This window comes from Streptomyces sp. NPDC060027, assembly GCF_042737005.1.
Classification (GTDB): Bacteria; Actinomycetota; Actinomycetes; order Streptomycetales; family Streptomycetaceae; genus Streptomyces.
In genome coordinates, this window is the sequence record NZ_JBHWVI010000078.1 from 1 (window position 1) to 23,150 (window position 23,150).

General features: G+C 73.0%; 20 protein-coding genes and 2 pseudogenes. 16 read left to right on the plus strand and 6 right to left on the minus strand.

Annotated features, from left to right (window positions below):
- The first annotated feature begins 164 nt into the window (after nt 1-164).
- The 3 genes from hydA (at nt 165) to ACFWBT_RS20465 (ending at nt 4,255) form a co-directional block, all read left to right on the plus strand.
- A complete protein-coding gene (gene hydA / locus ACFWBT_RS20455; protein ID WP_385702197.1) occupies nt 165-1,565 on the plus strand; it encodes a dihydropyrimidinase in 1,401 nt (466 codons plus the stop codon).
- A 19-nt stretch (nt 1,566-1,584) separates the two neighbouring features.
- A complete protein-coding gene (locus ACFWBT_RS20460) occupies nt 1,585-2,607 on the plus strand; it encodes a TIGR03842 family LLM class F420-dependent oxidoreductase (protein ID WP_385702198.1) in 1,023 nt (340 codons plus the stop codon).
- 121 nt (nt 2,608-2,728) lie between these two features.
- Complete coding sequence (locus tag ACFWBT_RS20465; protein WP_385702200.1) at nt 2,729-4,255, plus strand: NCS1 family nucleobase:cation symporter-1; 1,527 nt, start codon at nt 2,729-2,731, stop codon at nt 4,253-4,255.
- A 19-nt stretch (nt 4,256-4,274) separates the two neighbouring features.
- Here ACFWBT_RS20465 and ACFWBT_RS20470 read toward each other — a convergent pair whose 3' ends face one another.
- Nucleotides 4,275-4,943, minus strand: a complete 669-nt coding sequence (locus ACFWBT_RS20470; protein ID WP_385702202.1) for a hypothetical protein — start codon at nt 4,941-4,943, stop codon at nt 4,275-4,277.
- Between the two features lie 251 nt (nt 4,944-5,194).
- A complete protein-coding gene (locus tag ACFWBT_RS20475; RefSeq protein ID WP_385702204.1) occupies nt 5,195-6,208 on the minus strand; it encodes a carboxymuconolactone decarboxylase family protein in 1,014 nt (337 codons plus the stop codon).
- Between the two features lie 213 nt (nt 6,209-6,421).
- Here ACFWBT_RS20475 and ACFWBT_RS20480 point away from each other — a divergent pair, with 213 nt between their 5' ends.
- The 7 genes from ACFWBT_RS20480 to ACFWBT_RS20510 all read left to right on the plus strand — a co-directional run bounded on the left by ACFWBT_RS20480 (nt 6,422) and on the right by ACFWBT_RS20510 (nt 14,138).
- The gene (locus ACFWBT_RS20480; protein WP_385702207.1) at nt 6,422-7,534 is read left to right on the plus strand and encodes a sensor histidine kinase; all 1,113 of its coding nucleotides are present in this window, start codon (nt 6,422-6,424) and stop codon (nt 7,532-7,534) included.
- Entirely contained in the window at nt 7,531-8,235 is a 705-nt protein-coding gene (locus ACFWBT_RS20485) for a response regulator (protein ID WP_385702209.1), read from the plus strand. The genes ACFWBT_RS20480 and ACFWBT_RS20485 overlap by 4 nt, the downstream gene beginning before the upstream one ends.
- A gap of 35 nt (nt 8,236-8,270) precedes the next feature.
- Nucleotides 8,271-9,044: a DUF4232 domain-containing protein gene (locus ACFWBT_RS20490; protein ID WP_385702212.1), complete on the plus strand. Its 774-nt coding sequence runs from the start codon at nt 8,271-8,273 to the stop codon at nt 9,042-9,044.
- Nucleotides 9,045-9,176: 132 nt separating this feature from the next.
- Nucleotides 9,177-10,997, plus strand: a complete 1,821-nt coding sequence (locus ACFWBT_RS20495; RefSeq protein ID WP_385702215.1) for a gamma-glutamyltransferase family protein — start codon at nt 9,177-9,179, stop codon at nt 10,995-10,997.
- Between the two features lie 191 nt (nt 10,998-11,188).
- Entirely contained in the window at nt 11,189-12,055 is an 867-nt protein-coding gene (locus ACFWBT_RS20500; protein ID WP_385702217.1) for an inositol monophosphatase family protein, read from the plus strand.
- Between the two features lie 167 nt (nt 12,056-12,222).
- Nucleotides 12,223-13,632, plus strand: coding sequence for a phytoene desaturase family protein (locus ACFWBT_RS20505; protein ID WP_385702220.1), 1,410 nt, complete (start codon nt 12,223-12,225; stop codon nt 13,630-13,632).
- Nucleotides 13,629-14,138 (plus strand): O-acetyl-ADP-ribose deacetylase, encoded by a 510-nt coding sequence (locus ACFWBT_RS20510; protein ID WP_385702223.1) that lies wholly within the window; start codon nt 13,629-13,631, stop codon nt 14,136-14,138. The genes ACFWBT_RS20505 and ACFWBT_RS20510 overlap by 4 nt, the downstream gene beginning before the upstream one ends.
- A gap of 34 nt (nt 14,139-14,172) precedes the next feature.
- Here ACFWBT_RS20510 and ACFWBT_RS20515 read toward each other — a convergent pair whose 3' ends face one another.
- The 3 genes from ACFWBT_RS20515 to ACFWBT_RS20525 are packed head-to-tail and all read right to left on the minus strand — an operon-like array spanning nt 14,173 to nt 16,461.
- Nucleotides 14,173-15,135: an endonuclease/exonuclease/phosphatase family protein gene (locus ACFWBT_RS20515; RefSeq protein WP_385702226.1), complete on the minus strand. Its 963-nt coding sequence runs from the start codon at nt 15,133-15,135 to the stop codon at nt 14,173-14,175.
- Nucleotides 15,136-15,181: 46 nt separating this feature from the next.
- Nucleotides 15,182-16,081: a M48 family metalloprotease gene (locus tag ACFWBT_RS20520; protein WP_385702229.1), complete on the minus strand. Its 900-nt coding sequence runs from the start codon at nt 16,079-16,081 to the stop codon at nt 15,182-15,184.
- On the minus strand, nt 16,078-16,461 hold the full coding sequence (locus tag ACFWBT_RS20525) for a BlaI/MecI/CopY family transcriptional regulator (protein ID WP_385702231.1): 384 nt from the start codon (nt 16,459-16,461) through the stop codon (nt 16,078-16,080). The genes ACFWBT_RS20520 and ACFWBT_RS20525 overlap by 4 nt, the downstream gene beginning before the upstream one ends.
- 227 nt (nt 16,462-16,688) lie before the next feature.
- On the opposite strand from ACFWBT_RS20525, the gene ACFWBT_RS20530 reads away from it, so the two are divergent.
- Nucleotides 16,689-18,194 carry a hypothetical protein gene (locus tag ACFWBT_RS20530; RefSeq protein ID WP_385702233.1) on the plus strand — a complete coding sequence of 502 codons (1,506 nt, stop codon included), beginning with the start codon at nt 16,689-16,691 and terminating at the stop codon, nt 18,192-18,194.
- Between the two features lie 149 nt (nt 18,195-18,343).
- Nucleotides 18,344-19,294, plus strand: coding sequence for a lysylphosphatidylglycerol synthase domain-containing protein (locus ACFWBT_RS20535; protein WP_385702236.1), 951 nt, complete (start codon nt 18,344-18,346; stop codon nt 19,292-19,294).
- Nucleotides 19,295-19,305: 11 nt separating this feature from the next.
- Here ACFWBT_RS20535 and ACFWBT_RS20540 read toward each other — a convergent pair.
- Nucleotides 19,306-19,433 (minus strand): annotated as a pseudogene (locus ACFWBT_RS20540) (DedA family protein); the annotation flags it as partial.
- 116 nt (nt 19,434-19,549) lie between these two features.
- On the opposite strand from ACFWBT_RS20540, the gene ACFWBT_RS20545 reads away from it, so the two are divergent.
- The 4 genes and pseudogenes from ACFWBT_RS20545 (at nt 19,550) to ACFWBT_RS20560 (ending at nt 23,144) form a co-directional block, all read left to right on the plus strand.
- Nucleotides 19,550-19,969, plus strand: a complete 420-nt coding sequence (locus tag ACFWBT_RS20545; RefSeq protein WP_385702238.1) for a BlaI/MecI/CopY family transcriptional regulator — start codon at nt 19,550-19,552, stop codon at nt 19,967-19,969.
- The gene (locus tag ACFWBT_RS20550) at nt 19,966-20,895 is read left to right on the plus strand and encodes a M48 family metalloprotease (RefSeq protein ID WP_385702240.1); all 930 of its coding nucleotides are present in this window, start codon (nt 19,966-19,968) and stop codon (nt 20,893-20,895) included. The genes ACFWBT_RS20545 and ACFWBT_RS20550 overlap by 4 nt, the downstream gene beginning before the upstream one ends.
- Nucleotides 20,896-21,072: 177 nt before the next feature.
- Nucleotides 21,073-22,569: pseudogene (locus ACFWBT_RS20555) on the plus strand (AlkA N-terminal domain-containing protein); the annotation flags it as partial.
- A gap of 92 nt (nt 22,570-22,661) precedes the next feature.
- On the plus strand, nt 22,662-23,144 hold the full coding sequence (locus ACFWBT_RS20560; RefSeq protein ID WP_385702243.1) for a methylated-DNA--[protein]-cysteine S-methyltransferase: 483 nt from the start codon (nt 22,662-22,664) through the stop codon (nt 23,142-23,144).
- Nucleotides 23,145-23,150: the final 6 nt, after the last annotated feature.

Below are 23,150 nucleotides of genomic sequence, written 5' to 3' on the forward strand. Positions count from 1 at the left end.
CCGCCGTCCGGCGCCCGGAACCGGCCGGACCCGCGGCACGGCGGTCGGCACGGTCCCGCCCGCGGACCGCCCCACGAGCTTCCTCACCAGGAAACAGCGTTGACCCCAGCCCCTGACAACCTCGGAGTCCCCTCAGTGCACGCACGACCGGAAGGAGAGGGAGCATGAGCCGTACCGTCATCCGTGGTGGTCTCGTCATCACCGCGTCCGACGAGATCCACGCCGACGTCCTGATCGAGGACGGCCGGATCGCCGCCCTCGCCGCGACGGGAACGCCCGCGGCCGAGTCGTGGACGGCCGAGCGCACCATCGACGCCACCGGCAAATACGTCATCCCGGGCGGCGTCGACGCCCACACCCACATGGAGCTGCCCTTCGGCGGCACCTTCGCCTCCGACACCTTCGAGACCGGCACCCGGGCCGCCGCCTGGGGCGGCACCACCACCATCATCGACTTCGCCGTCCAGAGCGTGGGCCACTCCCTGCGCGAGGGCCTCGACGCCTGGAACGCCAAGGCCGACGGCAACTGCGCCATCGACTACGCCTTCCACATGATCGTCTCCGACGTCAACCAGGAGACGCTCAAGGAGATGGACCTGCTGGTCGAGGAGGGTGTCACCTCCTTCAAGCAGTTCATGGCCTACCCGGGCGTCTTCTACAGCGACGACGGCCAGATCCTGCGCGCCATGCAGCGCTCCGCCGAGAACGGCGGCCTGATCATGATGCACGCCGAGAACGGCATCGCGATCGACGTGCTCGTCGAACAGGCGCTGGCCCGCGGCGAGACCGACCCGCGCTACCACGGAGAGGTGCGCAAGGCGCTCCTGGAGGCCGAGGCCACCCACCGCGCCATCAAGCTCGCCCAGGTCGCGGGCGCCCCGCTCTATGTCGTGCACGTCTCGGCGACGGAGGCGGTCGCCGAACTGGCCCGCGCCCGCGACGAAGGCCTGAACGTCTTCGGCGAGACCTGCCCCCAGTACCTGTTCCTGTCGACCGACAACCTCGCGGAACCGGACTTCGAGGGATCGAAGTACGTGTGCAGTACGCCCCTTCGGCCCAAGGAGCACCAGGCGGCCCTGTGGCGCGGCCTGCGCACCAACGACCTCCAGGTCGTGTCGACGGACCACTGCCCGTTCTGCTTCGTGGGGCAGAAGGAACTCGGCCGCGGCGACTTCTCGAAGATCCCCAACGGCCTTCCCGGCGTCGAGAACCGCATGGACCTGCTCCACCAGGCCGTCGTCGACGGTCACATCTCGCGGCGCCGCTGGATCGAGATCGCCTGCGCCACCCCGGCCCGGATGTTCGGCCTGTACCCGAAGAAGGGCACCATCGCGCCGGGCGCCGACGCCGACGTCGTCATCTACGACCCGCACGTCGAGCAGATCATGTCGGTCGAGACCCACCACATGAACGTCGACTACTCGGCGTACGAGGGCAAGCGGGTCACCGGACGGGTCGAGACCGTGCTCTCGCGTGGCGAACCGGTCATCACCGAACGGGAGTTCACCGGACGCGCGGGCCACGGCGTCTACACCCCCCGTTCCACCTGTCAGTACCTTCTCTGAGCGACCAGGAGTGGCGCCAATGGACTTCGGACTCGTCCTGCAGACAGACCCCCCGGCCTCCCGTGTCATCGACCTGATGAAGCGGGCCGAGGCCAACGGCTTCACGTACGGCTGGACCTTCGACTCGGCCGTGCTGTGGCAGGAACCCTTCGTGATCTACAGCCAGATTCTCGCCAACACCGAGAAGCTGACGGTCGGCCCGATGGTCACCAACCCGGGCACCCGCACCTGGGAGGTCACCGCCTCCACCTTCGCGACGCTCAACGACATGTACGGCAACCGCACGGTGTGCGGGATCGGACGCGGCGACTCGGCGATGCGCGTCGCCGGGCGCAAGCCCAACACGCTCGCCCGGATAAGCGGTGCGATGAAGGTCATCCGCGCCCTCGGCCGGGGCGACGAGGCCGACCTCGGCGGCACGGTCATCAAGTTCCCGTGGGTCAAGCCGGGTGCCGAACTGCCGGTCTGGATGGCCGCGTACGGTCCGAAGGCCCTCAGGATGACCGGCGAGGAGGCCGACGGCTTCATCCTCCAGCTCGCCGACCTCTACCTGACGGAATACATGGTCAAGGCCGTCAAGGACGCGGCGGCCGAGGCCGGGCGCGACCCCTCCGAGGTGAAGATCTGCGTGGCCGCGCCCGCGTACATCACCGAGGACGACTCGCCCGAGGCGCTCGCCCACGCGCGCGAGCAGTGCCGCTGGTTCGGTGGCATGGTCGGCAACCACGTCGCCGACCTGGTCTCCAAGTACGGCGAGCACTCGGCCGCCGTACCCGACGAACTCACCGAGTACATCAAGGCCCGTGAGGGCTACGACTACTCGCACCACGGACGCGCGGACAACCCCGACACCGCGTTCGTCCCCGACGAGATCGTCGACCGGTTCTGCCTGATCGGCACGGCCGAGCGGCACATCGAGAAGCTGAACGCGCTGCGTGAGCTGGGCGTCGACCAGTTCGCGGTCTACGACATGCACGACGCGCAGGAGGCCACCATCGACGCGTACGGGACGCAGGTCATCCCGGGCGTCAACGGACAGTAGCCGAAGGTCCCCCAGTTCTCCCCTTCCCGCCGTCCCGGGAAGGGGACCAGGGCGCTCCCCGCGCACCCCCCAAGATGTCCCGCACGGCCTCTCCCGTCACTCCTCATTGATTGGCCTGCTCATGACAGAAACCGTCCCCCCGGACAGCCCGCCCGCCCGACAGGTCACCCTCCCCGACGGCCGGGTGGAGATCGCGCCCGACGCTCCCGCGCCCACCGGCCCCTACGCCAACGAAGACCTGCTGCCGGTTCCGGTCGAGAAGCGCACCTGGACCACGTACAACTTCTCGGCCCTCTGGGTCGGCATGGCCCACAACACCGCTTCCTGGACGCTGGCTTCGGGTCTCATAGCCGTCGGCATGGACTGGAAGCAGGCCGTCCTCACCATCGCGCTCGCCAACCTGATCGTGCTGGTCCCGATGCTGCTCACCGGGCACGCGGGGCCGAAGTACGGCATTCCCTTCCCGGTCTTCGCCCGCGCCTCCTTCGGGGTCCGCGGTGCCAACCTCCCCGCTGTCGTACGGGCGTTGGTGGCATGCGGCTGGTTCGGCATCCAGACCTGGATCGGCGGCGAGGCGATCTACTTCCTCGCGGGCAAACTCTTCGGCGACGGCTGGCGGAACGCCTCGCAGGTCGGCGGCCACGCCTGGACCATGTGGCTGTCGTTCGCGATCTTCTGGGCACTCCAAGTCGCCATCATCTACCGGGGAATGGAGACCATCCGCCGGTTCGAGAACTGGGCGGCGCCCTTCGTCCTCGTCGGCGCAGGCGTGATGCTGTGGTGGATGAGCAGCAAGACCGGCGGCTTCGGGCCGCTGCTCGACCAGCCGTCGAAGCTCGGCTGGGGCGGGGACTTCTGGAAGCTGTTCTGGCCCTCGCTGATGGGCATGATCGGCTTCTGGTCCACCTTGTCGCTGAACATCCCGGACTTCACCCGGTACGGAAGGAGCCAGAAGGCGCAGACCTGGGGTCAGGCGCTCGGCCTGCCCACCACCATGACGCTCTTCGCGTTCCTGTCCGTCATGGTCACCTCGGGTTCGCAGGCGGTGTACGGCGAGGCCATCTGGGACCCGGTCCAGCTGGCCGCCAAGGCGGACAACGTCGTCGGCATCCTCTTCGCGCTGGTCACCGTGCTGATCGCGACGCTGTCCGTGAACATCGCGGCCAACCTGGTCTCCCCGGCCTTCGACTTCTCCAACATCGCGCCCCGGAAGATCAACTTCCGTACCGGCGCGCTCGCCACCTGCGTCCTCGGCGTGCTGATCTTCCCGTGGAAGCTGTACTCCGACCCGCAGGGCTACATCTTCACCTGGCTCGGACTGGTCGGCGGTCTGCTCGGCACGGTCGCCGGCATCCTCATCGCCGACTACTGGATCCTGCGCCGTACCAGGCTCGACCTCGCCGACCTGTACCGCTCGGGTGGCCGCTACTGGTACGACGGCGGCTGGAACTGGCGGGCCGTGGTCGCCTTCGTCACCGGCGGCGTCCTGGCCGTCGGCGGCGCGGACTTCCATCCGCTGATCGACGGGCGGCCCGTCCCGGCACTGGAGTCGCTCGCCGACTACGGGTGGGCGGTCGGGCTCGGCACGTCGATGGCGCTGTACCTGGCGCTGATGCTGCTCCGCGGGAAGGACAGGGCCGCGGTCTGACAGCGGGACCGGAGGACGGTCAGCTCTTCTGGCCGTCCTTCAGCGCCGCCGTCGCCTCCTTGGCCGCCTTGATGGCACCCTTGTTGATCTCGTCGGTGCCGGGCGCCTTCTTGGTCTCGAAGTCGCTGCCGTTGTACGTGATGACCACCAGGGCGTTGGACGCCTGGACGATCACCACACCTTCGCGGGTCTGCTGCTTGTCCTCGGTGCTGAGATTGACGACGGAGTAGGCGGAGTCGCCGAGACCCGGCACCGCCCCGCCGCCGCTCTTGTCCGCGACGCGGTCCTTGTAGGCCTTCTGCGCCGCGGCGTCCGAGGCCTTGATCTCGTACGAGACGTCGAGCCAGCGGTAGTCGAAGCCCTTCAGTGCGTTCCACGAGCAGGTGCGGCGCACCGCCTTGTCGGTCGACGCGATCTCCTGGCCGGCTGTCTTGGCCCCGGGAACGAGCGACTTGATCGTCGCGTCCGGTACACCGTCACAGGGGGCGGGCGACGCGGCGTACGTCTTGGTGGCCGCGGAGGCCGACGGGGCCGATGCCGAGTCGGTTGTCTTCCCTTGCGTCGGTTCATGCTCGGCGGAGGGGGTCGCTGCGGACGGGCCGGCCGCCAGGGCCCAGCCCGCGGAGGCGAGCAGAGCGACCGGTAGCAGGCGCGCGGCGAGCGCGAGCGGCAAAGGAAGAGAACCCAAAGCGCACTTCTCGTGGGGGATGGTGCGGAGGTGGTCCGCACTGCGGACGGGACGCCAGTGTCACACGTGACGCTGTGGCGCGGAAGGGCCAACTCGCTCCGTGCCCGTGTGATGACAGTGACTCACCTTGGCGACGCTTGACCGACGCTGGCGTGAAATGTCTGCTTTGTGTGGCGCTTGTTGATCGACCCATCACTGTCGCAGGCTTCGCGGCAATCACGACGACTTGCGACGGCGGCGGTCACGACGACTTACGACGGCTTCTTCGCGACGTGGACCGGGAGCGCCCGCTCGACGCGCTCGACGGCCGCGAACGCGCCGTAGGCCACCAGCCGCACCAGATGGCGGTCGGAATGGGAGGGATTGCGCCAGGCCGTCACGTCCTCGTCCGTGATGCGGTACGGGGCCAGGGCGGCCAGCAGCGCCAGCCGCGCACCGGGGCGCGAACGGTCCGGAAGACCGTCCCACGCGAGCGACGGGTGCGAGCCGTCCCACCCCTGGAGCGCTTCCCGTACGAGGGAGCGGTCCGCCGCGTCGAGCAGCCCTCCGCCCGCGGTGGCGGCGTCGCGCAGGGCGGCGAAGGCGGGGCCGACGGCCGTGCCCCGCGCCCAGTCGGGCCCCGGACCCGGTGCGTCGAGCAGCGTGAGACCCGCCCCCGGCGCGGACCGGCGGCGCACCGTCCTGGCCAGTGAACGCCCGCCCAGACTCCGTACCGCCCGCAACCGCTGCGCGTTGCCCGGGAGGAGGTTCTCGGTCAGCAGCGCCGACGCGATCCGGTTGATGAAATGGAAGGTGAGCGCGGTACCGATGTAGGCCGGGGCGTGCGCGGCGGGGAACGGGAACGGCGTCAGCTCCGGAGCCCCGGGGGTCCGGCTCGCCCGGCCCCAGGCCAGCACGCGCGCGTGCCCCTCGTCGGACGGTGTCTCCCCGCGCGCGATCGCTTCGGCCAGGGAATGGTCCCCGGTGGCGTGCAGCAGCATGGTGTGCGCGTCCACGCAGAAGGGGCACCGGTTGGCCAGCGACACCCCGAGCGCGGCCAGTTCCTTGCCGGTCCGGTCACCCTCGCCGGCGATCAGCGACTCCCGCATCAACGCCCAGGTGGCGGTGAGGAGTTCGGGCGCGGAGGACAGGACGACGAAGGTGGACGGGCGCTCCATGCCGAAGTCCGAGGCGAGCTGGGCGTAGACGTCGGCGGTCACGCCCGTGACGGACTTCCGCGGGGGCGGGGTGGTGTACCGGAAGGGGCTGGAAAGGGACATGGCCATGGTGCCTCCTGAGTGGACCGGGTGGCTGCCGGGCGATCGGCCGCCGTCGGCAACCCTGGCCCGGACGAGGTGCCGAGGGCGTCGTACGGCCGAAGACGATTCGGGCTACCCCGGCCGGCCCCGTGCCCGGCACCGGCTACTCCGGTGGGAGTAGCCCGGCATCCATCCACAGGTCTGACGCGGCTGTCGCAACAGCCGCATAGAGTGCCGGACATGCAGCTCGACCAGGTCGTCCGCAGGCGTCTGACCGACGCGGCCCTGGCGGTCGTGGTCGGCGCCCTCGTGGTGACCGCGGCCGGGTTCGACGACGGCACGACCGCCCTCGACTACACCCTGATCACCCTCGGCTCGCTCACCCTCGCGGCCTACCGCGGCGCGCCGCGCGTCGTCCTGGCGATCACCACCGCCACCACGACGGGGTATGTCGTGCACGCCCACCCCGGCACCCTGTCCGCCCTTCCCGTCCTGAGCGCGGTGCACACGGCCGCCAGAGCCGGCCACCGTGGTGTCGCGGCGCTGGCGAGTGCCGTGTTCCTGGCCGGATTCGTGACGACGGGACCGGAGACACGAGAGGTCGTGGAGCGGAGCCTGCTGCTCGTCGGCTGGTTCCTCTGCGCCCTTGTCACAGGTCTCGCCGACCGCAACTGGCAGGCCTATCTGCGCCAGACCGAGCAGCGCGCCCTGGAGGCCGAACGCACCCGCGAGGAGGCGGCGTTGCGTCGCGCGGGCGAGGAACGCCTGCGTATCGCGAGGGAGTTGCACGACTCGCTCACGCACAGCATCTCGATCGTCAAACTCCAGGCGGGAGTCGCCGTCCATCTGGCGCGCAAGCGCGGCGAGGACGTGCCGCCCGCGCTGCTCGCCATCCAGGAGGCGGGCGGTGAGGCGATGCGTGAACTGCGTGCCACGCTGGAGGTGTTGCGCACCGACGAGCCGACCGGCACACCGGCGCTGCTGGTGGAGCGGGCCCGTGCCGCGGGACTCGCCGTCGATCTCCGGGTGACCGGCGAGGAGCGCCCGCTCACGGCGACCGTGGACCGCGCCGCGTACCGCATCGTCCAGGAGGCCTTGACCAACGCGGCCCGGCACGCGGGCCCCGCCAACGTCACGGTCGAACTCGGCTACACCCCGGACGAGTTGACGATAGGCGTGCACGACGACGGCATCGCCCGGCAGTCCCGGCCGCCCATCCCGGGCATCGGCCTCACCGGCATGCGGGAGCGCGTCACCGCCCTCGGCGGCACCCTGCGTGCCGCCCCGCGCGCGGAGGGCGGCTTCTCGGTACGGGCCGAACTGCCCCTGGGCCTGCCGGAGGAGGCCCGATGAGCGACCTGGAAGCGCCTGCCGGGGCGGGCCCCTCGATCAGGGTCGCCCTCGTCGACGACCAGGCCCTCATGCGCGCCGGATTCCGCGCTCTGCTGGACGCGGAGGAGGGCATCGAGGTGGTGGGCGAGGCGGCCGACGGGGCACAGGGGCTGGCCCTGGTCCGCGCCGAGCTACCGGATGTCGCCCTGGTCGACGTGCAGATGCCCGTGATGACGGGCATCGAGGCGACCCGCCGCATCGCCGCCGATCCGGCGCTGTCCGGGGTACGCGTCGTCATCCTCACCAACTACGGACTGGACGAGTACGTCTTCGAGGCACTGCGGGCCGGGGCGAGCGGCTTCCTGCTCAAGGACACCGAGCCCGCCGATCTGCTCCAGGCCATCGAGGTCGTCGCGCGCGGGGAGGCGCTGCTATCGCCCTCGGTGACCCGCACCCTGATCGGGGAGTTCGTGGCCCGGCCTCCCGACCGGGCCACGGCGCCGGGCCTCGAAGGCCTCACGCGCCGCGAACGCGAGGTCACCGCGCTCGCCGCGCGCGGCCTGAGCAACGAGGAGATCGCCGCGCACATGGTCATCAGCCCTCTGACGGCCAAGACCCACATCAGCCGCGCCATGACCAAGCTCGCCGCCCGCGACCGGGCCCAACTGGTCGTCTTCGCCTACGAGTCGGGCCTGGTGACGGCACGAGGTCAGGCGGAGTGAGTCCGTCCGCCGGGCGCCCGTGGCATGATCTGCCGGTGATCGCGACACGCCCGAACAAGTCCGGCGCGGAGGCGGGTACCGCGGGTCCGCCGTACGGCGGTGACGTCGCCGGTGGTCCGCGAGGGGCCGGCTCCGGCTCGGCCAGCGGTCTGCGCGCGAAGCCCAGATGGGTTCGCCCGGTCCTCCTCGCCTGCCTGATGGTGACGGTCACGAGCGGGTGCGGGCTGGGTGCCGAGCTCGACCGTGAGCGCGACCCGGAGCGTACGGCCGCGCCGCTTCCGAGCGCGGTCGGGACCGACGCGTCAGCGCCTCTCCGCATCGAACCGCCCGAACTTCCGACGTCCGTGGCGGTGCCCTCCCCGTCTGGCAGTGTGCCGGGCCTGCAGGGCGGCGGCTGCCCGCGGTCCGGGCTGCGCCTCGGGACCGGTCCCGTCGACGCGGCCATGGGGCTGCGCGCCATGACACTCGTCCTCACCAACTGCGGCAAGCGGCCGTACGCGGTGGACGGCTACCCGGACGTCGTCGGCGTCCTCGGCCCGGAGGGCGCCCCGATCACCGGCGTGCGCAGAGTGGTCGGGACGGACGAGGTGCCCATGGCGCCCGAGGATCCCGGCCCCGCGCCCTTCACGCTCCGGCCGGGCGACAGCGCCCGGGCGGGCCTCTACTGGCGGATGGCGGCCGAGGACGGCTCGTATCTGCGCGTGGCACCGCGGAAGGGGCAGGGTGTCGTCACCCTGCCGCTGCCGGACCCCCTCGACATCGGTCCGGAGAACACCCTGGGCACGACGGCGTGGACGCCCATGAGCTGATCGCGCCGGTACCGCCGTACCGCCCGCACCCCTTCCGCCCGCACGCCCGCACCGCCCGTCCTGCGGTCCGTCGGCGGGCAAGTGTCATAGTCGGGACCGAGGTTGATCGCTCCGTACCGTGAGGTGGCAGGCATGTTCACGACCCGACCCACCCTCCAGGGCACCTTCGGCATGGTGTCCTCCACACACTGGCTCGCCTCGCAGTCCGCGATGGCCGTCCTGGAGGACGGCGGCAACGCCTACGACGCCGCCGTCGCGGCCGCCTTCGTCCTGCACGTCGTCGAGCCCCACCTCAACGGACCCGCCGGCGAGGTCCCGATCCTCCTGGCACCCGCGGGCGGTGATGTGCGGGTGCTGTGCGGGCAGGGCGTCGCGCCCGCCGGAGCGACGATCGCCCACTACAGAGGGCTCGGACTGGATCTCGTACCCGGTACGGGCCCGCTCGCCGCCGCCGTGCCGGGTGCGTTCGACGCCTGGATGCTGCTGCTGCGCGACCACGGCACCAAACCGCTCGCCGGCGTCCTGAAGTACGCCATCGGGTACGCCGAGGACGGCCACGCGCCCGTGGAGGGCGTCGGCGCGACCGTGGACAGTGTACGAGCGCTGTTCGAGACGGAGTGGACCTCCTCGGCCCGGGTGTATCTGCCGGACGGCAGGCCGCCGCGCCCCGGCGAGCTGTTCCGCAACCCGGCGCTCGCCGCGACCTGGCGACGGCTGCTCGGCGAGGTCTCCGGCGCGGGGGACCGGGAGGCCGAGATCGACGCGGCACGGGAGGTGTGGCGCTCCGGCTTCATCGCCGACGCCCTGGTCCGGCAGGCCGGGCGGCCCACCACGGACACCAGCGGGGAGCGCCACACCGGCACCCTGACGGCCGCCGACCTGGCAGGCTGGTCCGCGACCTACGAGGCGCCGGCGACGTACGACTGGCGGGGCTGGACCCTGTGCAAGGCGGGCCCCTGGAGCCAGGGCCCGGTACTCCTCCAGCAACTGGCGCTGCTCCCGCCCGAACTGCCCCGCTACGGTTCCGCCGAGTACGTCCACCTGCTCGTCGAGGGCAGCAAGCTCGCCATGGCCGACCGCGAGGCCTGGTACGGGGACGCGGCCGAGGTACCGCTCGACGACCTGCTGTCGGAGCCCTACAACGCCGCCCGGCGGGCGCTCGTCGGGGACAAGGCGTCGTACGAGCTGCGCCCCGGGAGCCCGGGCGGCCGCGAGCCGCGGACGAGCGGGCACGCGCGCGTGGTGGCCGCCGGGGAACCCGGCTTCGACGCACTCGCCGTGCCGGGCGCCGGTGAACCCACCGTGGCCCGGGCGACCGCGGAACCCCAGGTGGCGGCGGACGGTGGCACCCGGGGCGACACCTGCCACCTGGACGTCGTCGACCGCTGGGGCAACATGGTCGCCGCCACCCCCAGCGGCGGCTGGCTCCAGTCCAACCCGGTCGTCCCGGAACTGGGCTTCCCGCTCGGCACCCGGCTCCAGATGGCCTGGCTGGAGGAGGGGCTGCCCGATTCCCTGACGCCGGGCCGCCGCCCGCGCACCACGCTGACGCCGTCCATCGCGCTGCGCGACGGTGTGCCGGTCATGGCGTTCGGCACCCCCGGCGGCGACCAGCAGGACCAGTGGCAGACGCACTTCTTCCTGTCCGTGGCGCTGCGCCCGCAGGTGCGCGGCGGACTCGACCTCCAAGGCGCGATCGACGCCCCGAACTGGCACAACGACAGCTTCCCCAGCTCCTTCTACCCGCGCGGCATGTGTCCCGGCAGCCTCACCGTCGAGTCCCGCACCGATGAGGCGGTGGTCGAGGAACTGCGCCGCCGGGGTCACGACGTCACAGTCGCCGAGGCCTGGTCCGAGGGGCGGCTGTGCGCCGTCGCCCGGAATCCCGCGACGGGCGTGCTGTCGGCGGGGGCCAATCCGCGCGGGATGCAGGGGTACGCGGTCGGACGGTGAGGCGCGGCCCGGCATCGGCGGCCCGGTGCCGGACGGTCCATGCGATCCCTTCCCGGCGCCCATGATCCCTTCCCGCCGCTCGTGGGCGCGGGCCGTCGTCAGTGATCGACGGCCCCGGGAATTCATGGTGATTCCACCCGCAGTACCCCGGAGGGGTGGGGATTGTCAGTGGCGCGTGCTGTCATGGAGCCATGATCGAAGACATCGAAACCATCGACGAGTTTCTCGCGCACCGCGCGTCCGACGTGGAGGACGCCGTCCGCAAGGCGGCCGCCGCCGAGATCATGCCCCGGTTCCGGCAGCTCGCCGCGCACGAGATCGACCAGAAGTCCGGCCCGCACGACCTGGTGACGGACGCCGACCGCCTGGCCGAGAAGTACCTCACCGAGGCCCTCACCGCGCTGCTGCCCGGCTCGGTCGTGGTCGGCGAGGAGGCGGTGCACGCCGACCCGGCGACCTACGAGGCGATCCGCGGCACGGCGCCGGTCTGGATCGTCGACCCCGTCGACGGCACCCGGCAGTTCGTGCACGGCGACTCCGGGTTCTGCACGCTGGTCGCGCTCGTACTGGACGGGGTGGTGCACGCCTCGTGGACGTACGCGCCCGCGCGCGACGAGTTCGCCACCGCGATACGGGGCCGGGGCGCCGTTCTCGACGGCGTGCCCCTGCGCTCCGGTTCGCCCGAGCCCGGCCGTGACCTCGACATCGCGACCTCCCACCCGGACTACACCACGGACGAGCAGAAGCGCGCGCTCCTCGGCCTGCGCGTCGAGGGCGTCGTCCCGCGCGCGTGCGGCTCGGCCGGCCTGGAATATCTGGCCGTCGCCCGCGGCGAACTGGACGCCACGGCATTCAGCTGGGAGGCGGCCTGGGATCACGCGGCGGGCCTGCTGCTGGTCGAGGAGGCGGGCGGCGCCCATCTGACGCTCCGGGGCGAGCCCTTCCGCGTCACGGGAGGCAACGCGCTGCCGTTCACGGCCGCCCGGGACGAGGCCACGGCCCGCCGTGTGGTGGCCCTGCTGGCGGCGCTGCCCGAGCAGATGGCGGCCGGGGCCTGAGGGGGAGTTCCGCGGTCCACGCCGGGGTTCCGGTTCCCGTCCGGAGGCCGGCGCGCGGCTCGGCGGCATCGCCGTCCAACGCCCCGCGCCGTCAAGGCTGTCGGTACCCCGGCATATCCTGATCCTCAGTGGCCGTCGGCTGACAAAGGAGTCCGAAGGTGCCGTCGATGCTCGATACCGTCGTGGTGGGTGCGGGGCCGAACGGACTGACGGCTGCCGTGGAGCTGGCCCGCCGGGGCTTCTCCGTGGCCGTGTTCGAGGCGCGCGACACGGTGGGCGGGGGAGCGCGTACCGAAGAGCTGACCCTGCCCGGTTTCCGGCACGACCCGTGCTCGGCCGCGCATCCGCTGGGAATCAACTCACCCGCGTTCCGGGCGATGCCCCTGGAGCGGTACGGCCTGGAGTGGCTGCACGCCGAGCTCCCCATGGCACATCCCTTCCTCGACGGCTCGGCGGCGGTGCTCTCGCGGTCCGTCGCCGAGACGGCCGCCTCGTTCGGGCCGCGCGACGCGGGCGCGTACCGCAGGCTCGTCGCGCCGTTCCTGACCAAGTGGGACACCCTGGCGCACGACTTCATGTCGCTGCCGCTGACCGCGCTGCCCCGGGACCCCGTCACCCTCGCCCGCTTCGGTCTGGCCGGACTGCCGCCGTCGACCTGGCTGATGCGCCGCTTCCGCGACGAGCGGGCCAAGACGCTGTTCGCCGGCCTGGTGGCGCACGTCATCGCCCCGCTGGAGGGTGTCGCCACCGGTGCCGTCGGCCTGGTCTTCGCGCTGGCCGCGCACGCCCGGGGCTGGCCGGTCGCACGCGGCGGCTCCCAGTCCGTCTCGGACGCGCTCACCGCGTATCTCAAGGACCTCGGCGGCACCGTCCACACCGACTACGAGGTCAAGCGCCTGGACGATCTGCCGCCCGCCCGCTCGTACGTCTTCGACACCTCGCCCACGGCGCTGGCCCGCATCGCGGGATTCGGGAGCTACTACGAGGGCTACCGCTACGGAGCGGGCGTCTTCAAGATCGACTACGCGCTGGACGGACCCGTGCCTTGGACCGCCGCGGAGGCCCGGGCCGCCGGGACGGTACAGGTCGGGGCGAGCCGAGCGGAGATCGGCAGCGCGCTGCGCGCGGCCTCACGCGAGGGCCGGGCACCCGACGCGCCCTTCCTGATCACCGTGCAGCCGAGCGTCATGGACCCCTCCCGCGCCCCCGAGGGCAAACAGGTCTTCTGGGCGTACGGCCATGTCCCGAGCGGCTGGACCGGAGACCTCACCGACGCGATCGAGCGCCAGCTGGAGCGGTTCGCGCCGGGCTTCCGCGACCGTGTGCTGGCCCGCGCGACCGCCGGACCGCCCGAGCTCGCGGCCCGCAACGCCAACTACGTGGGCGGCGACATCGCCTGCGGCGCCGCCTCCGGACTCCAGCTCATGCTCCGCCCCAAGCTGTCCCTGTTCCCCTACAGCACCCCGCACCCCGCCGTCTTCCTCTGCTCCTCGGCCACTCCGCCCGGGCCGGGGGTGCACGGCATGTCGGGACACAACGCCGCGAAGGCCGTCTGGAGGAGGCTGAGACAGTCATGACCACGATCACGCTGGTACAGGGCGACATCACCCGGCAGAGCGCCGACGCCATCGTCAACGCGGCGAACTCCTCGCTGCTCGGCGGCGGAGGCGTCGACGGGGCCATCCACCGCCGCGGCGGCCCGGCCATCCTCGCCGACTGCCGCAAGCTGCGCGCCGGCCACTACGGCAAGGGGCTGCCGACCGGCCGGGCCGTCGCCACGACCGCCGGCGAACTCGACGCGCGCTGGGTGATCCACACCGTGGGTCCTCGCTACGCCGGGGAGGAGGACCGCTCCGAGCTGCTGGCGTCCTGCTATCGCGAGTCGCTGCGCGTCGCCGACGAGCTCGGCGCCCGTACCGTCGCCTTCCCCGCCGTCTCCGCGGGCATCTACGGCTGGCCGATGGACGACGCGGCCCGGATCGCGGTCGAGACGGTCCGCGCCGCGAAGTCCGATGTCGAGGAGGTCCGCTTCGTGCTCTTCGACGAACGGGCGTACGAGGCGTTCGCCGGGCAACTGCGCTGACAGGGCGGGCGCCGGACGTGGCCGCGCGCTTCGGTCACAGGGAGAGTTCGACCACCAGGGGCCGGTGATCCGAGATCGCGGTACGCGGCGCGTGGGCGCCACCGGCCGCCCCCGCCTCGATTCCGGTGGCCAGCACATGGTCGAACTGGACGAGGGGACGGTGCGCCGGATAGGTCGGTGTGCGGGCCAGGTCCCGCCAGCCGCGCGGCACCGGAAGGGGCTCTTCCCGCCGGTTCCACCGGTTCCACCGGGGCTCGGTGCGACCGGTCGGCCCGGCCGAGTTGAGGACCGCTCGCGGGATCGCGCCGGTCAGGTTGAAGTCGCCGAGGAGCACCTGGGGCCGGGGCAGGTCGGCGATCCAGGCGCGGACGGTGAGCAGCTGGCGGATGTTCCAGCCCGGCACGAACGACAGGTGCAGGGCCACCACGGTGAACGGCCCGCGACGCCCTTCCAGCACGGCGGCCAGCACCGCCCGCGGCTGGTCCCCGGCCATGGTGAGTCCCCGGCGACCGGGCGTCCGCAGCGGCATGGGGAGAGGCGCCGGCACCAGCCGCCGCGCCCTCCAGTGCCGTACGGGCAGCCGGGACAGCAGAGCGATGCCGTGCGAGGGGCCACCGTGGGCCGCGTCGGTCCCGCCCGGCCCGTACACCCGCAGCCTCGGCTCGGACGGGTCAGGCACCCAGTCGCCGCCCGCCGCCTGACCGCCGTGGAAGGCGGACGCGTAACGCCAGTCGTGCGCACCGGACCCCACGGCGGCGACCGACGCCTGATCCACCCCGCCCGACCGTTCCTGCAGCCGGTCCAGCTCCTGAAGCGCCAGCACGTCGGCGTCCAGCGACGCGACGGCCCGGACGAGCGGCGTCTCGGGGCCGCTCGCGGCCGGGACGGGAACGGGTCTTCCCGCCACCATCGGCAGCCCGTGCAGCACGTTGAACGTCGCGAACCGAACCCGCCCGGCGTGCGACAGGTCGTGGCGGGCCGTCTCGGAAGGTGTCATGAGCGCGACCGTATCCAGCGAGAGCCCTGAACGGTGGCCCGGCCTCCTACAGGCCGGGCAGTGTCTCGGCGAGCAGGCGCAGCAGATCGCCCGTCGCGTCGGCCGCGCCCACCGCGGGCAGCGCCCCGAGCGCCAGGACGGCCACGCCGACGGACCGGACGGCGGGCAGCGGAGCGGTCTGCAGGGCCGCGATCCGACGGGTGACGGCGTGCTCGGAGAAGTGCAGGGCGCATCCCGTGCGGGCGCGCTGGGAGACGAGGGCGGCCCGCGCCAGGGCGCGGGCCGTCGTGTGCCGGTCGCCGACGGTGCTCGCGGCCTCCTCGTCGGCCCAGCGCTCCAGCAGGAAGGTGACGGTGGTGCGCACCGGCACGAGCAGGGGGTTCGCCGCCGCGGCCAGGGCGACGGCCGTCGACAACGCCGCGTGCCGATGGGTGAGATGGGCGCGTTCGTGGGCCAGCAGAACGCGCCGCTCGGCCGGCTCCAGCGCACCGAACATCGCGGCCGTGACCAGGATCCGGCCCGGCTTGCCGGGGATGGCGAAAGCGTGCGGGGTCGGCGAGGCGGCGACGACCAGCTCACTGTCCGGCGGGTGCCCCTCGCACAGCCTGAGCATCATCCGGCGGGTGGAGGCGTGTGCTCGTACGACGTCGAGGAGCCGGTGGGTGATCACACCGAGGGCTGCCACCGCCAGGAGGGCGACGGTCTCCGGGACGGGCTCCGGCAGCGACCGGCCCTCCGCGCCGGCCTCGGCGATCACCGCGGGCGCCTGGTCGATCAGCGTCATCGAGAGCAGCAGCAGGGCCCAGGTGGAGGCCGCCGCGGTCAGCGCGGCGGCCGTCGTGAGGGCGCGGGCCGCCAGGGCCGGCGACACCCGCCTGCCCACCGGCGGGGCGACTCCCGCGAGGAGCAGGGCCAGAGCGAGCGGGACGTAGACGTCGACCCTCATGGACCGGTCCCACCGAGGAGTTCGCGCAGGGCTTCCTCCTCCTGGGGGCTGAGCCCGGTGACGAACTGCTGAAGGGTCGCGATCGGGTCGGGCCCGCGGTCGAGGGCCTGGTGCATGGCCTCGGCGGTCAGTTCGGCCGCGTTCTTCGCGGGTCGGTAGGCGCCGCGCCGGCCGTCCACGTCACGGAGCACCAGGCCCTTGTCGTACAGGCGCTTGAGGATGGTGTGCACGGTGTTGTACGCGAGTCCGCCGCCGATCTCGGCCTGGATCTCGGCGGGTGTCAGCGCGTCGTCGGTGGCCCACAGGGCGGCGAGGACTTCGCTCTCCAGCTCGCCCGCGCTGCGCCGCTCCGCCCTTCCGTGGGGACCTGTGCCAGCCATGCCCGTCACCTTACAGCGCGTAGGGGAGTTGGGAGGGGTGCCGATGCGGGCGTACCCCCGGCTTCAGGGTCCGCGCGCACCGCCCCGGGTGCTCCCTCGAATGCCCGACCGGCGCGGCGACTTGCCCAGGTGCGCGGTAGTTTGTGCGGGAATCCCTGGCTCTCGCCTTCACCCTACGCCTTGTAGGGTGAAAGAACCCTACAGCGTGTAGGGATGGAGGGTGGACGATGGCCAAGACCCTGAACGTCCCGCTCATCGGCGCCCGCCGGCACGGACCGCCGAAACGAGCGGCCCGCGCGTCCCGGCACGCCGGTGACCGGCGCCTGCTCGCCCTGGTGGCGGGCGCGTTCACCGTGGCTCAACTGGTCCTCGTGCACCCCGCGATGGGCCTCGGCTGGGACGAGACGGTGTACGTCAGCCAGGTCTCCCCGCATGCCCCCGCCGCGTTCTTCAGCGCGCCGCGTGCCCGCGGCGTCTCCCTGCTCGTGGCGCCGGTCGCCTCCTGGTCGTCGTCCACCGCCCTGCTCCGGGTCTACCTCGCCCTGCTGTCCGGACTCGGCCTGTTCGTGGCCCTGCGCGTCTGGCGCGGACTCTTCCCGGTACGGGTCCTCGCCGTGGCCGGCGCGTTCTTCGCGACGCTGTGGGTCACCCTCTTCTACGGGCCGCAGGCCATGCCCAACTACTGGGTCGCGATCGGCGCCCTGGTCTGCGTGGGGTGCTTCCTGCGCGCCCAGGCGGACCGCTGGGACCGGGCGGCACCGCTGGGGGTCGGGCTGAGCGCCGCGCTGATGGCCTGGATGCGGCCCACCGACGCGGTCTGGGTCACCCTGCCGCTGCTCGTCGCCGCCGTGGCCGTCCCCCGATGGCGGCGGGCCCGGCCGCTGCTCGCGCTCGCCGCGGGCCTGCTCGCCGGAGCCGCCGAGTGGATCGTCGAGGCGTACGTCGGGTACGGCGGACTGGGGCAACGGCTCGAGGACGGTTCGCGCATCCAGGGAGGCCTCGGCTGGAACATCGCCATCGGCGACCAACTGCGCAGCCTCGGCGGACGCGCGCTGTGCCGGCCGTGCACCGGGGGGATGCCGGGCCCCGCGGTGACGGCGTGGTGGTTCGTCCTGCCGCTGGTCGCGGCCCTCGGCCTGGTGATCGCCGTCAAGGCCCGTCGCCCCGCCGCCACCCTGCTGCTCCTGGCCTGCGCCGCGACGGCCTCGACCCCGTACCTCCTCATGATCGGATACGCCGCCCCGCGCTTCCTGCTCCCGCTCTACGCCCTGCTCGCGATCCCCGTCGCCGACGCCCTCGTCCACCTGGTCACCGCCCCCGGCCGGCCCTGGCGACCGGTGATCGTGACGCTGGTGGCCCTCGGTCTCGCCGGTCATCTGGCCGTGCAGTTCGCGGTCCTCCAGGACACGGTGCGGCGCACCACCGACGGGCACCGCGGCTGGGCGGCGACGGCGGCGGAGCTGCACCGGCTAGGTGTGCGGCCGCCCTGCCGGCTGACCGGCCGTCAGGCCGTCCCCATCGCCTACTACACCGGCTGCGCCTCCGTGGCGACCGGTGGCCACAACGCCAACGCCACCCGGGCGAGCATCACGCGGGACGCCCGGCGCATGCCGGTCGCCGTCCTCACCCGACCGGGGATCGAGCCGCCGGGGTACGCCCGCGACTGGGCACCGCATCGCGCCGGTCGCCTGAACGTCTACGTCGCCCCGGGAGCGGGGGGCGGCACACCGTGACCGTCCCGCCGGACAGGCCTTCGCGGGCGCACGGGGGAGGTGCGCCGCTGGTCGGGTCGGTCTCCGGCGTACGTGGGCTGCCGCCGCCGCCGGATCCGGTGTCCGGCACGGGCGGGGCGCCGTCCCCCGCGGGGGCCGACCGCACGGGGGTGACCGCCGGGCGGCGGCTGTCCGGGGGCGCGCGGGGCGGGCGGGTGTCCTGGCACGCGGGGATTTCGCTGCTCGTCCTGGTGTGCGCCGGGATTCTGGCCCGTCGGCACTGGCCGGTGATCGAGGCGGGAGCCGGCCGGCTGGCTGTCGCCGACCGTGGCTGGCTGCTGGTGGCGGCCGCCGCCACCGTCGCGACCTGGGCGTGCTCGGCGCTCGCGCAACAGGGCGCGGTGACGAGGGCGCTGCCCGCCGGGCGACTGGTGGCGGTGCAGTTCGCGGCCTCCGCCGCCAACCACGTACTGCCCGCGGGGCTCGGCGCGGGCGCCGTCAATCTGCGGTTCCTGACCCGGTGCGGACTGCCCGTCACCCGCTCCGCGACCGCCCTCGCCGTCAAGGCTTGTGCCGGGACCGCGGTGCGCGGCTTTCTGATCGGTGGGCTCGCCCTGGCCTGCCCCGGGGCCTTGCGTCTGCCCCAGGTGCCGGCGACCGCCCGGACCGCGACCGCCTGGGCGGTGGCCGCGGTGGTGGCCGCCGTCGCCGCGGCTCTGCTGGCGGGACCGTTGCGGCGCGCACTGCGCTGCGTGCTGCTGGACGTCCGCGCCGTCCATGAAGTCCCCGCGCGGGCAGCCGCGTTGTGGGGCGGCTCGCTCGCCTTCGCCGCACTGCACGCCGCCGTGGTCGTCGCCGTCACCCAGGCCGTCGACCTGCCGCTGCCCCCGGCGCGGGTGGCCCTCGCCTACCTCGCCGCGAGCAGTGCCGCCGTCCTGCTGCCCACCCCGGGCGGCCTCGGCTCACTGGACGCCGCCCTCGCCCTGGCCCTCACTCTCGCCGGGGCGCCCGCCGGCGCGGCGGCGTCGACGGTTCTCGGCTACCGGCTGCTCACCGTGTGGCTTCCCCTGATTCCGGGGCTGGTGGCGCTGGGCCTGCTGATCCGCCGCCGGGTGCTGTGAACCAGCGCCGCGCCCGGCAGCAGGCCGGTCTCCGCGAACATCACCACCCCACCCCCAGGACGCCGAAGGCGGCGAGCAGGGACGGGGCGCTGAGAGGATTCACGGCGAGCTGTGACGCTGCGAACAAAGGTGCGGTCATCGTCACGGGCCCTCTCATACTGGATGGGCGGCACGGTCGATGCGCGTACCCGGCGGACTACAATTCTGTAGACGGTCTACTGGACTGTAGACGATGGCAGGATGAGGATCGTTCCCATGAGCAGTGGCAAGGACGAACGCCGGCCGGCGGGTGAGCTGGAGGCCAGCGTGATGGCGGCTCTCTGGGCCGCCGGCGGGCCGCTCACACCCGGGCGGGTGCAACGCGAGCTGGACTCCGGTCTGGCCCGGACGACCGTGACGACGATCCTGTCCCGGCTGCACGAGAAGGGCATCGTCGGCCGCGAGCGGCTGGGCCGGGGCTACGCGTACTTCCCCGTCCAGGACCCGCACGGCCTCACCGCACGGCGCATGCACAGCGAGCTCGACCGGGACGACGACCGGGAGACCGCGCTGGCCCGGTTCGTCGCCCAGCTGAACCCCGACGACGAGCGGCTCCTGCGCGATCTGCTGGAGCCGGGCCTCGTCACGGGTCCGGAATCGGACCTCGTCACGGGTCCGGAATCGGGTGAGGCATGACGTTTCCGCTGCTGATCCCGCTGCTGGTGCCCTTCGTGGTGGGGCCGTCGGCCCGCCGCTGCCTCGAACGGCTCGCCCCGGCGACCGCGCTGTGGGCGGTGACCCTCGCGATGGTGGTGCTGGCCGGGGCCTCAGTGGCCTCGCTGGGCGCGCTGCTCCTGACCGGGCTGCTCAAGCTGCCCTTCCTCGCGGACCTCGGCGACCTCGTCCACCCCCTGCGCACGGCCCCGGACCTCGTCGTCCTGCCCGCGGCCGCCGCCGCGACCGGCGCGCTCACCGTCGGTGCCTGGACCGTGGTCCGCTCGGGCCTGCGCCAGCTGCGCGCCTTCCGCTCCGCGCGCAGCCAGGCCGACCGCCGCCCCACCGCGGGCGACCTGTGCGTGATCGAATCGCCGCACCCCGACGCGTACGCCCTCCCGGGCCGGCCGCACCGCATCGTCGTCACCACCGCGATGCTGCGCAGCCTCGGAGCCGACGAGCGCGAGGCCCTCTTCGCCCACGAGCGGGCCCACAACGCCGGCGGGCACCACCGCTTCCTCGTCGCCGCCGAACTCGCGGCCCACTGTCATCCCGGCCTGCGCGCGGTCCGCGCGACCGTCGTGCTCGCGGCGGAGCGCGCCGCGGACGAGGCCGCCGCCGTCGTCGTGGGGGACCGCAGGCTCACCGCCCGAGCCATCGCCCGCGCTGCCCTGGCCGTCGGGGACGCCCGCTCCGACCGCCCCGGCTTCGCCCCCGCGGCCACAACGGGTCCCGTCCCGCAGCGGGTCGCGGCACTGCTGTCCACTCCCCGGCACCGCCCCCGCGCCGCCGTCCGGATCGCCCTCGTCCTCGCCGCCTGCGCCGCCGTCTCGGCCGGTGCCTCGGGGGCGGGTGTCCTCGCCTTCCACCACGAGGTGGAGGTCGCCCAGGGCGAGGAGTCCCGCTGACCGCCTCCGGCATGGTGTTCCGATCGGCGGAAGGCGCGGCTCGGGCAGCGGAGGTGAGCCGCCGGTCGCAGGATCGGGAACGGTGATACGAGGGGGGCCTGGGCCGGTCGCAGGCAGGGCGAGGTAGATGTCGGATTCTCGCCAGCCCCGTCCTCCCGGGTGCCCGATGCTTGAGGCATGCAGAACGGGATGCACACGGACACCGAGCGCTGCGTGCGCGCCGTCCAGTCGAAGGACGCGCGCTTCGACGGATGGTTCTTCACCGCCGTGACGACGACGAGGATCTACTGCCGGCCCAGCTGCCCGGTCGTGCCGCCGAAACCGCAGAACATGACCTTCTACCCGAGCGCGGCCGCCTGCCAGCAGGCAGGATTCCGGGCCTGCAAGCGGTGCCGCCCGGACACCAGCCCCGGCTCACCCGAATGGAACCACCGCGCCGACCTGGTGGCCCGCGCCATGCGGCTGATCGGCGACGGGGTGGTCGACCGCGACGGCGTACCCGGTCTGGCCGTCCGGCTCGGCTACAGCACCCGCCAGATCGAGCGGCAGCTCCTGGCCGAGCTGGGCGCGGGACCGCTGGCCCTCGCCCGGGCCCAGCGGGCCCAGACCGCCCGGCTGCTCATCGAGACGACACCGCTCCCCATGGCCCAGGTCGCCTTCGCCGCCGGCTTCTCCTCCATCCGCACCTTCAACGACACCGTCCGCGAGGTGTTCGCGCTGTCCCCGAGCGAGCTGCGCGCCCGGCTGCCCAGGAACCGGGCCGGAACCGCCGCGGGAACCCGGGGGGCGCCGCCGGGCGTACTCAACCTCCGGCTCCCCTTCCGCGCCCCGCTCAACCCCGACAACCTCTTCGGACACCTCGCCGCGACCGCCGTACCCGGGGTGGAGGAGTGGCGCGACGGGGTGTACCGGCGGACGCTCCGGCTGCCGTACGGGCACGGGATCGCCGGCCTGACACCGATGCCGGACCACATCGCGTGCCGCCTGACCCTCAGCGACCTGCGCGACCTGGCCGTCGCGATCAGCCGCTGCCGCCGCCTGCTGGACCTGGACGCCGATCCGGTGGCGGTCGACGACCAGTTGCGCACGGATCCGCTGCTGGCGCCGCTGATCGACAAGGCCCCCGGCCGCCGGGTTCCGCGCACCGTCGACGAGGCCGAGTTCGCCGTACGGGCCGTGCTGGGGCAGCAGGTCTCCACGGGCGCCGCGCGGACCCACGCCGCCCGCCTGGTCACCGCGCACGGCGATCCGGTGGCCGACCCGCACGGCGGCCTCACCCATCTCTTCCCCTCCTCGCAGGCGCTCGCGGCACTCGATCCCGAGTCGCTCGCGATGCCCCGCACCCGCCGCGCCACCTTCACCACGCTGGTGGGTCAACTCGCCGACGGAACACTTCACCTGGGAGTGGAGAACGATTGGGAGGAGGCGCGGGCCCGGCTCCTCGCACTCCCCGGGTTCGGCCCCTGGACCGCCGACGTGATCGCGATGCGCGCCCTCGGCGACCCGGACGCCTTCCTCCCCACCGACCTCGGAATCCGGCGTGCGGCCCAGGAGTTGGGGCTCCCGTCCACACCGGCCGCCCTGACGGCCCGGGCCGCGGGCTGGCGCCCGTGGCGGGCGTACGCGGTGCAGTACCTGTGGGCGACGGGCAGCCACCCGATCAACTTCCTCCCCGCACCGGCCGGCACCCCGCACACCTCTGACGCCACGAAGCCCGCACCACGCGCTCCACGCCCCCGACGCACTTCACGCATCAAGGACGCTCAGTGAAACAGCACATGGTCATCGACAGCCCCTACGGCCCTCTCACCCTGGTCGCCGACGACGGCGTCCTGTGCGGCCTCTACATGGTCGGTCAGCGTCACCGCCCGCCGGAGGAGAGCTTCGGCGAGCGCGACGACACGCTCTTCGACGAGGTGACGGAGCAGCTGCACGCCTACTTCGACGGTGAGTTGAAGGAGTTTACTCTCGAACTGCGCATGGCGGGAACACCGTTCCAGCGCAGCGTGTGGGACCAGCTGCGGCAGATCCCCTACGGCGAGATCCGGTCGTACGGCGAACTCGCCCAATCCCTGGGCAACATGGGCGCCTCCCGTGCGGTCGGCCTCGCCAACGGCAAGAACCCGATCGGCATCATCGTGCCCTGCCACCGCGTGGTCGGCGCGAACGGCAGCCTCACCGGATACGGCGGCGGCCTGGACCGCAAGAAGCGACTCCTGGACTTCGAGAGTGGATCGGCGCTCTTCTGACCGCTC